This window comes from Streptomyces sp. NPDC006384, from assembly GCF_042870695.1.
In the GTDB taxonomy this organism is placed as follows: Bacteria; Actinomycetota; Actinomycetes; order Streptomycetales; family Streptomycetaceae; genus Streptomyces.
Genome location: NZ_JBIAHR010000037.1, coordinates 49,258 through 55,974 on the forward strand (window position 1 = coordinate 49,258; position 6,717 = coordinate 55,974).

Here is a 6,717-nt window from a genome sequence, read left to right on the forward strand (position 1 = left end):
CCCGTCGTGCCGGACACGCACGCGGGTTCTCCCGACCGACGGCTGCCGTGCGGCGGACGCTCCGCACCGTGCGGCTCTCGGTCACGCCCCGTGGTTCCGGTGGGGCCGGATGTTTCTTCGTCGACCGGTGACGGGTCCGGAACCCCCCTGGCCATATACCCCCTAGGGGTATATCTTTCTTGGTAGTGGGGCCGTCAGGGGCCTTGTGGGTCGTCGAACGGGGATGAGGGTCATGGACCACAGCACACACCACTCCGGTACCACGCACGGTGCCACCTGGGCGACGGCGGTGCGGGCGACGCTGCACTGCCTCACCGGGTGCGCCGTCGGCGAGATCCTCGGCATGGTCATCGGCACCGCCCTGATGTGGGGGAACGTGCCGACGATGGCCCTGGCCGTCACCCTGGCCTTCGTCTTCGGTTACTCCTTCACCCTCTTCGCGGTGGTGCGCGCCGGGGTGTCACTGAAGGCCGCGGTCAAGGTCGCGCTGGCGGCCGACACCGTCTCCATCGCGGTGATGGAACTGGTCGACAACGGCATCATCGCGCTGACGCCGGGAGCGATGGACGCACACCTGTCGGACGGCCTGTTCTGGTACGCGCTGCTCGGCGGCTTCGCCGTCGCGTTCGTGATCACCACGCCGGTCAACAAGTGGATGATCGGCCGCGGCAAGGGGCACGCCGTCGTCCACGCCCACCACTGACCCGCACCACCACCGAGACGCCGCCCGCGCGCCGGTCACCGTCCCCGGGGCGGGGGGCCCACGTCGGTGTGGCGGCCGGGGCGCACGGCGGCGTGCCGTTGTCCGGGGCCCGGACCCGACCTGGCGGCCAGGGCGTCGGCGACGACGCCGGTGGCGAAGGCGTACACCGTCTTGTGGAGCAGGTCGACGACGAGTTCGCGGCGCGGCCAGGTCGGGGGCGGGGCGCCGACGCCGGTGGCGTTCTCCAGGATCTGGTCGTTGGTCAGCCGGACGACGGCGAACTGCGCCGAGGACCAGGGCCCGCGGAGTCCGGCGTGCGACATCACCGACCGCAGGATCCCGAGGAGGGCGCCCTGACCCACGTGCATGGCCAGGTTCACCGGCACGGGCTGACGGCCCGGGTGCTCCCGCATGCCGGTCAGGCGTTCCAGGGTGCGGCCGGGGACATGGGAGTCGGGCCGGCCGGTCAGCCGTTGCTCCGCCTTCTCGCCCAGCGTCATCACCAGCACCCCGGTCGTACCGGCCAGCAGTCCCTGCCACAGCGCGCGCTTCATCATGCCGGGGCGAGTACCCAGCGCTTCCCGGCCCACTTGCTCCCCGGCCTCTCCCGGCCGGCGCCGCGCCGGTGTCCGCGCTGTCCTACCGGGTGGGTGAGCGCGAACGGGTCCTGACGGCCTTCCCCGTCCCCGGCCCGAGCGGCGCTCCGCAGGACACCATGCCGGCCCTGTGGCAGGAGCTCGCCCGCCGGCCCGTCCGCTTCGGCCTGCGCGCCGCCGCCCCCGACGAGCCCTGGCGCACCTTCGCCTCGCTGACCCTGGAAGCCGCGCACACGGCTCCGGCCACCCGCACCGTGTCCTACGGCCCCTACGCCCACAGCCTCCCCGGACCGTGTCCCGCCGGACGGCTGCGCCGGCTCCGCGACGCCGCGTACGCCGGCTCCCGCCACGGACGGGCCGCCGTCGAGCGCGACGAGTGACCGGCGGGCCCGCCGGCGGTGGGCGGCCCTGCCTCACTCCCCGCCGGGGCTTCCCGCCGGGCGGGCGGCGTGCCGGGGGGCCGGGCCGGCGAGGAGGCGGCGTGGGTCGGCGGCGCGGTCGATGGCCGACTCGACGGCCGCGATCCGGTCGGCCAGCAGGCCGAGGGCGGCGACGGCCCGGGTGAGGGTGTCGGTCCCGGGGCCGCCGAGGGCCTGGGTGCGGACGTACGCCGTCTTCACCTCGGCCCAGCGGGCGGCCTGGCCGGCGGTGAGGGTGCCCCGCAGCTCGGCCAGTTTCAGCAGGCCGGCCTCGGCGCCGGCGGTGAGGGTCTGGGCCTCGGCCGCGTAGTGGTCGTCGATCAGGGCGGACAGCTCGGCGTCGTTCATGACCGGCTGGATGCGCTGGGCGATCTTGTTCATGTTGCGGTAGGAGCCCTGGAGCCGGAAGGGCGGCTCGGTCCGGGTGGCGTCCGAGCGGGCGGCCGAGGCGATGTACGCGGCGTTGACCGCGAGGACGGTCTCGCGGGCCGTGAGCAGATGGCGCAGGACCGCGGTGATCCGTTCCAGCTCGGCGGGCGCGTACGGGTGGGTCAGCCGGTCGGCGCGGGCCTCCGGGTCACCGGCGGCCAGCCGGAGCAGCAGTTCCAGGTCGGCGCGGTCGCGGCCGGCGAGCGGGGCGAGGACCGGGTTGGCGGTCAGGGCGTTCTCGACGAAGGAGGCGGCGAAGGCGTCCGCCCTGCCGGTCAGGACGTCGCCGAGGTTCCACACGTCGGCGCGGTTGGCGAGCATGTCGGGGACCTGGAAGCGGCTGCCGGTCTCGGTGTACGGGTTGCCGGCCATGCACACCGCGAAGCGCTTGCCGCGCAGGTCGTAGGTGCGCGGTTCGCCGTCCCGTACGCCCTCGATGCGGCGGGTGGCGTCGCACAGCGGGATGAACCTCTGGAGCAGCTCGGGCGAGGTGTGCTGGATGTCGTCCAGGTACAGGAGGGTGTTGTTGCCCGCCTCCAGCGCGAAGTTGATCTTCTCGATCTCCCGGCGGGCGGTGGCGTTCGGGGCCTCGGCCGGGTCGAGGGAGGTCACCGCGTGGCCCAGGGCGGGGCCGTCGACCTTGACCAGGAGCAGGCCGAGCCGGTCGGCGACGTACTCGACGAGGGTCGTCTTGCCGTAGCCCGGCGGGGAGAGGAGCAGCAGCAGACCGCCGGTGGCGGGGCGCCCGTTCTCGCCCGTGGTGCCGAGCTGCTTGGCGAGGCTGTCGCCGATCAGGGGGAGGCAGACCTCGTCGACGAGCCTGCCGCGTACGAACGTGGGCAGCACGCGCGGCCGGTGCTCGTCGAGGCGGAGGCGGTCGCGCTCGGCGGCGACCAGGGCGGCGCGGCGGCGCTGGTAGGCGCGGTGGGCGGGGACCTCGCGGGTACGGAACTCCCGGGTGCGGGCGAGGAGTTCGTCGACGCGGACGGTCAGGGACCGGTCGCGGATGCGGGGGTGGGCGCCGAGCAGTCCCTCGACGGTCTCGGTCAGGGGTGCGTCCGACGCGTAGCGGGGCAGACCGGGGCAGAGTTCGGCGGCCACCGCCTCGGCCAGGTCGCCGGGGGCGAGGTCGGTGCCGGTCGCGGTGGCGTACGACGTCAGCCACGCCTCGACGAGTTGCCTGCGGGCGGCCGGGTCGGTGAGGGCGGTGAGGTCGTCGTCGTAGGCGGAAGTGCCCACCGCGCGGCGGAACTTGTCGAGGAGGGTCCGGGTGCCGGTGCTGATGACGAAGCCTTCGGGGCCGGTCGTCAGCTCCTCGAGGAGGTAGGCGGCCGCCGCCCGGGTGCCGGCCGCCTCGGCGAGTTCGGCCTCCAGGTCGGCGAGCGCGGGCGTGGGACCGAAGGTGTCGCGGGCCCGGACGAGGGAGCGGGCGCGGCGGGTCCAGGCCTCGCGTTCCCCGGCCGTCGTGCCGTGCGCCCAGAAGAGCTGGGCGGCGGCGCGGGCGGCCGGCTCGTGGCGCAGGAGGCCCGCGCTCTCGTGCAGGCGCAGCAGGGCGGCGAGGATCAGCGCCGCGTCGTGGTCGTGGACACCGGGCTCGTGGCCCTCGTCGTAGGCCTCCCGGGCCGCCTGGCGGACCAGGGCGGGCAGGTCCTCGGCCGCGGCGAGGGCGGCGGGGCCGTGCTCGTCGAGCAGGCGGGCGGCGAGGTGTTCGGCGCGGTAGACGTCGGGCGACTCCGAGGGCAGCGGGCGGTCCCAGTAGGGGCGGGTCGCGGCGAAGCCGGGGTCGGTGACCGGGGCGCGGTAGTCCGTGCCCGCCAGGGCGAAGGCCAGGCCCTCGCCCTGGGGGACGAGGGTGAGGTCCAGGGGCTGGGTGTTGACCGCGAAGCGGTGGGCGCCCAGGCGGACGGTGCGGCCGTCGTCGGCGTACAGGTCGGTGCGGTCGCGCAGCGCGCGCAGGGCCTGCTGCCGGGCGGACCTCAGCCGGCCGTCCAGTTCCTCCGCCCTGCCCTGGTCGCCCAGCGAGCGCAGTTCACCGGCGGTGCGGCGGACCTTGGCGGGCATCGGGTCGGAGGTGAAGTACGTGGTGACGGCGTCGGCGTCGGCGAGGGCGGAGGCCCGGCGGACGACGGTGTCCAGCACCCGGGCGGCCGACTCGGCCAGCCGCTCGGCGCGGCGGGCGCGGGCGTCGGCGAGGGTCTGCTTGCGGGCGGTGAGCGCCTCGTGGACCTCCTCGCGCTTGTCCGCCAGTTCGGCGAGGAAGTCGTCGGACTCGGCGAACCGGGACTCCAGGTCCTCCACCCGCGCGAGCAGCCGGGCCAGTTGCTCGTCGCACTCCTCGGGGGTGCCGGCCGCCGCGAGGGCGCCGGTGACCGCCTGGCCGAGCAGCGCGAACTCGGCGGCGAACTCGGCCCGGCCCTCGCTCTCCCGCAGGGCGCGGCGGCGGCCGTCCAGCGTGGCACGGGCGCGGTTGACGCCTCCGAGGACCTCGGCGATGCGTTCCAGGACGGCCGTGCGGACGGTGGCGTCGCCGATGTCCAGGCCGGAGACGACGTCGGTCACCGTGCGCAGGGCGGCGGCGTGTTCGTCGAGGCGGGCCGCGACGGGTTCCGCCTCGGCGACGGTGGTGATGGCCTCGGCGTCGGCGACGAGCCGCTCGATGTCGGCGCGGTGGCCGGCGAAGGCGTCCTCGCGCGCCAGGTGGGTCACGGCCCGCCGGCCGAAGGAGGCGAGGTCGCGTGCGACGTCGGCGGCCAGTTCGTCGATGCGGCCGGTGTCCGCGTACCGCATGTCCTTGAGGGTGAGCAGGTGTCCCTGGGCCTGCCGGAGCTCGGTGAGCCCGGACACCCACGCGGCGGCGTCGCGCGGGGCCTCGCCGCGCAGGCGCCGTACGACGGCGGTGACGCGTGCCGTCGCCTCGGTGAGCGCGTCGGCGGCCCGCCGGGTGAGCGCCCGTACCGTCTCGAACTCGGCCAGGACCTGTTCGGCGGTGGCCCGGACCTGCGCGAGCGGTTCGTGCAGGGCGCCGAGGTCCGGTTCGGCCAGCCAGTGGTGGGTGTCGGCGACCCGTGCGCAGTCCGCCACGAGTGCCTCGTACACCTCGCCGGTGGGGGTGGTGTCGGTGACGGCGCGGGTGACGGACAGGCAGTCGGAGATGCCGCGGACGAGGTCGGCGTTGCCGACGCGGGCGAGCGGACCGGTGCCCGCCCGGCGGGCGGCGTGGAGGTCGGAGACGTACGGGGAGGTCCACCGCTGGACGGGGTGCACGCGCTGCGGCTCGGCGCCGGCCGCCCGCAGGGCGAGGAGGGTGCCGTCGTCGAGGAGCGCCCAGCCGGAGCAGGTCAGCGGGGCGGCCACCTCCTTGCGGATCACGTTGTAGGGCAGCAGCAGCGTGCGTCCCGCGGCGCGGGCGTGGAAGGTGAACAGCACGTCCTCGCCGTTCGGGGAGCGGACCGCCCGCTCGAACTCCATGCCCTCGGTGCCGACGCCGTCGAACGTCCGGTGGACGCCGGTGGCCAGGCAGTAGCCGCCGGGGAAGACGATGCCCTGGTCCCCGGGCAGGCGGCGGCACGCCTGCCCGATGCCGTCGAGGCGGACGACGGCCTTGGTGAGGGTGTTGAACACCAGATAGCGGTGGGTGTCCTCCTTGTAGGGGAGGACGTCGAGCAGGAGGAGGGCGCCCACGCGCGCGTAGGCGATGTGCGCGTCGGCGAGCGACTGCAGCGGCTCGGCGACCGGCTCGGTGTGGACGCCCTCGTCCGTCTCGGTGTCGTTCTCGGTCTTGACGGTCAGGGTGCCGCCCAGCGTGTCGACGAACACCTCGCCCTCGACGGAGACGTGCGGGTGCCGGCCCGGGACGTGGTTCTCGCGGGTGGTCACCGTCCACGTGAAGTCGTGGGCGGGCGGGAGGACGTGGTCGCGGTCGCCGCGCGCGTCGAGGAAGGAGACCCGGCCGTCGTCGGTGACGGCCCAGCGCAGGACCCGGATGTCGTCCGCCTTCTCCCCGGTCCGGAAGACGGCGAGCACCTTGCCCTCCACGCGCCGCAGCCGCAGGAGCCGGGCCTGGTGGAAGTACCGGTGCAGGGCGGTGAACTCGCGGACGAAGGCCGGGTCGTCGAGCAGTCCGGGCACGGCGCCGTCGGGCAGCCTGTTCAGGTCCCGGTCGTGCAGTGCGAGGACGTCACCGACGGTGGTTCCGGGGCCCCGGCCGGGGACGGTGTCGTAGCCGAAGAGCAGGACGTCGCCGACGGCCACGAGGTCGCGCGGCGCGCACGCCGACTCCGTGCGCAGGTGCTCGGTGCCGGCCAGTTCCAGGCGCTGGGAGCCGAACTCCTCGACGCGGCGGGCGTTCAGCGCCTCGGCGCGGCGGGCCAGCTCGGCCGCCTGCGCGGTGAGGCGGTCGCGCAGCACCTCGTACGTACCCGTGTCCAGGGCGGTGGTCATGAGTCCCTCTCAGGAAGTCGGAAAGAGCGGTGGGGGGGGGGGGGGGGGGGGGGGGGGGGGGGGGGGCGCGGGGCGGGCCGCGCCCCCCCCCCCCCCGGCCCGGCCGCGGCGGGCGCGGCCGCGCGCCCCG

At 75.4% G+C, this 6,717-nt stretch carries 4 protein-coding genes; 2 read left to right on the forward strand and 2 right to left on the reverse strand.

Annotated features, from left to right (window positions below):
- The first annotated feature begins 232 nt into the window (after nt 1–232).
- Entirely contained in the window at nt 233–703 is a 471-nt protein-coding gene (locus ACFYOJ_RS34220) for a DUF4396 domain-containing protein (protein ID WP_356556617.1), read from the forward strand.
- A 35-nt stretch (nt 704–738) separates the two neighbouring features.
- On the opposite strand, the gene ACFYOJ_RS34225 is transcribed toward ACFYOJ_RS34220, so the two are convergent.
- Complete coding sequence (locus ACFYOJ_RS34225) at nt 739–1,260, reverse strand: hypothetical protein (protein WP_356556616.1); 522 nt, start codon at nt 1,258–1,260, stop codon at nt 739–741.
- Between the two features lie 68 nt (nt 1,261–1,328).
- Here ACFYOJ_RS34225 and ACFYOJ_RS34230 point away from each other — a divergent pair, with 68 nt between their 5' ends.
- On the forward strand, nt 1,329–1,679 hold the full coding sequence (locus ACFYOJ_RS34230; RefSeq protein ID WP_356556615.1) for a hypothetical protein: 351 nt from the start codon (nt 1,329–1,331) through the stop codon (nt 1,677–1,679).
- Nucleotides 1,680–1,712: 33 nt separating this feature from the next.
- Here the strand turns inward: ACFYOJ_RS34230 and ACFYOJ_RS34235 are convergent, their stop codons facing one another.
- Nucleotides 1,713–6,587, reverse strand: a complete 4,875-nt coding sequence (locus tag ACFYOJ_RS34235; protein ID WP_356556614.1) for a DNA repair ATPase — start codon at nt 6,585–6,587, stop codon at nt 1,713–1,715.
- Between the last annotated feature and the right edge of the window lie 130 nt (nt 6,588–6,717).

What these genes read in the sequence shown, in the direction of transcription:
- ACFYOJ_RS34220 (WP_356556617.1), top strand. Translation starts at nt 233, where the DNA reads ATGGACCACAGCACACACCACTCCGGTACCACGCACGGTGCCACCTGG.
- ACFYOJ_RS34225 (WP_356556616.1), bottom strand. Translation starts at nt 1,260, where the DNA reads ATGATGAAGCGCGCGCTGTGGCAGGGACTGCTGGCCGGTACGACCGGG.
- ACFYOJ_RS34235 (WP_356556614.1), bottom strand. Translation starts at nt 6,587, where the DNA reads ATGACCACCGCCCTGGACACGGGTACGTACGAGGTGCTGCGCGACCGC.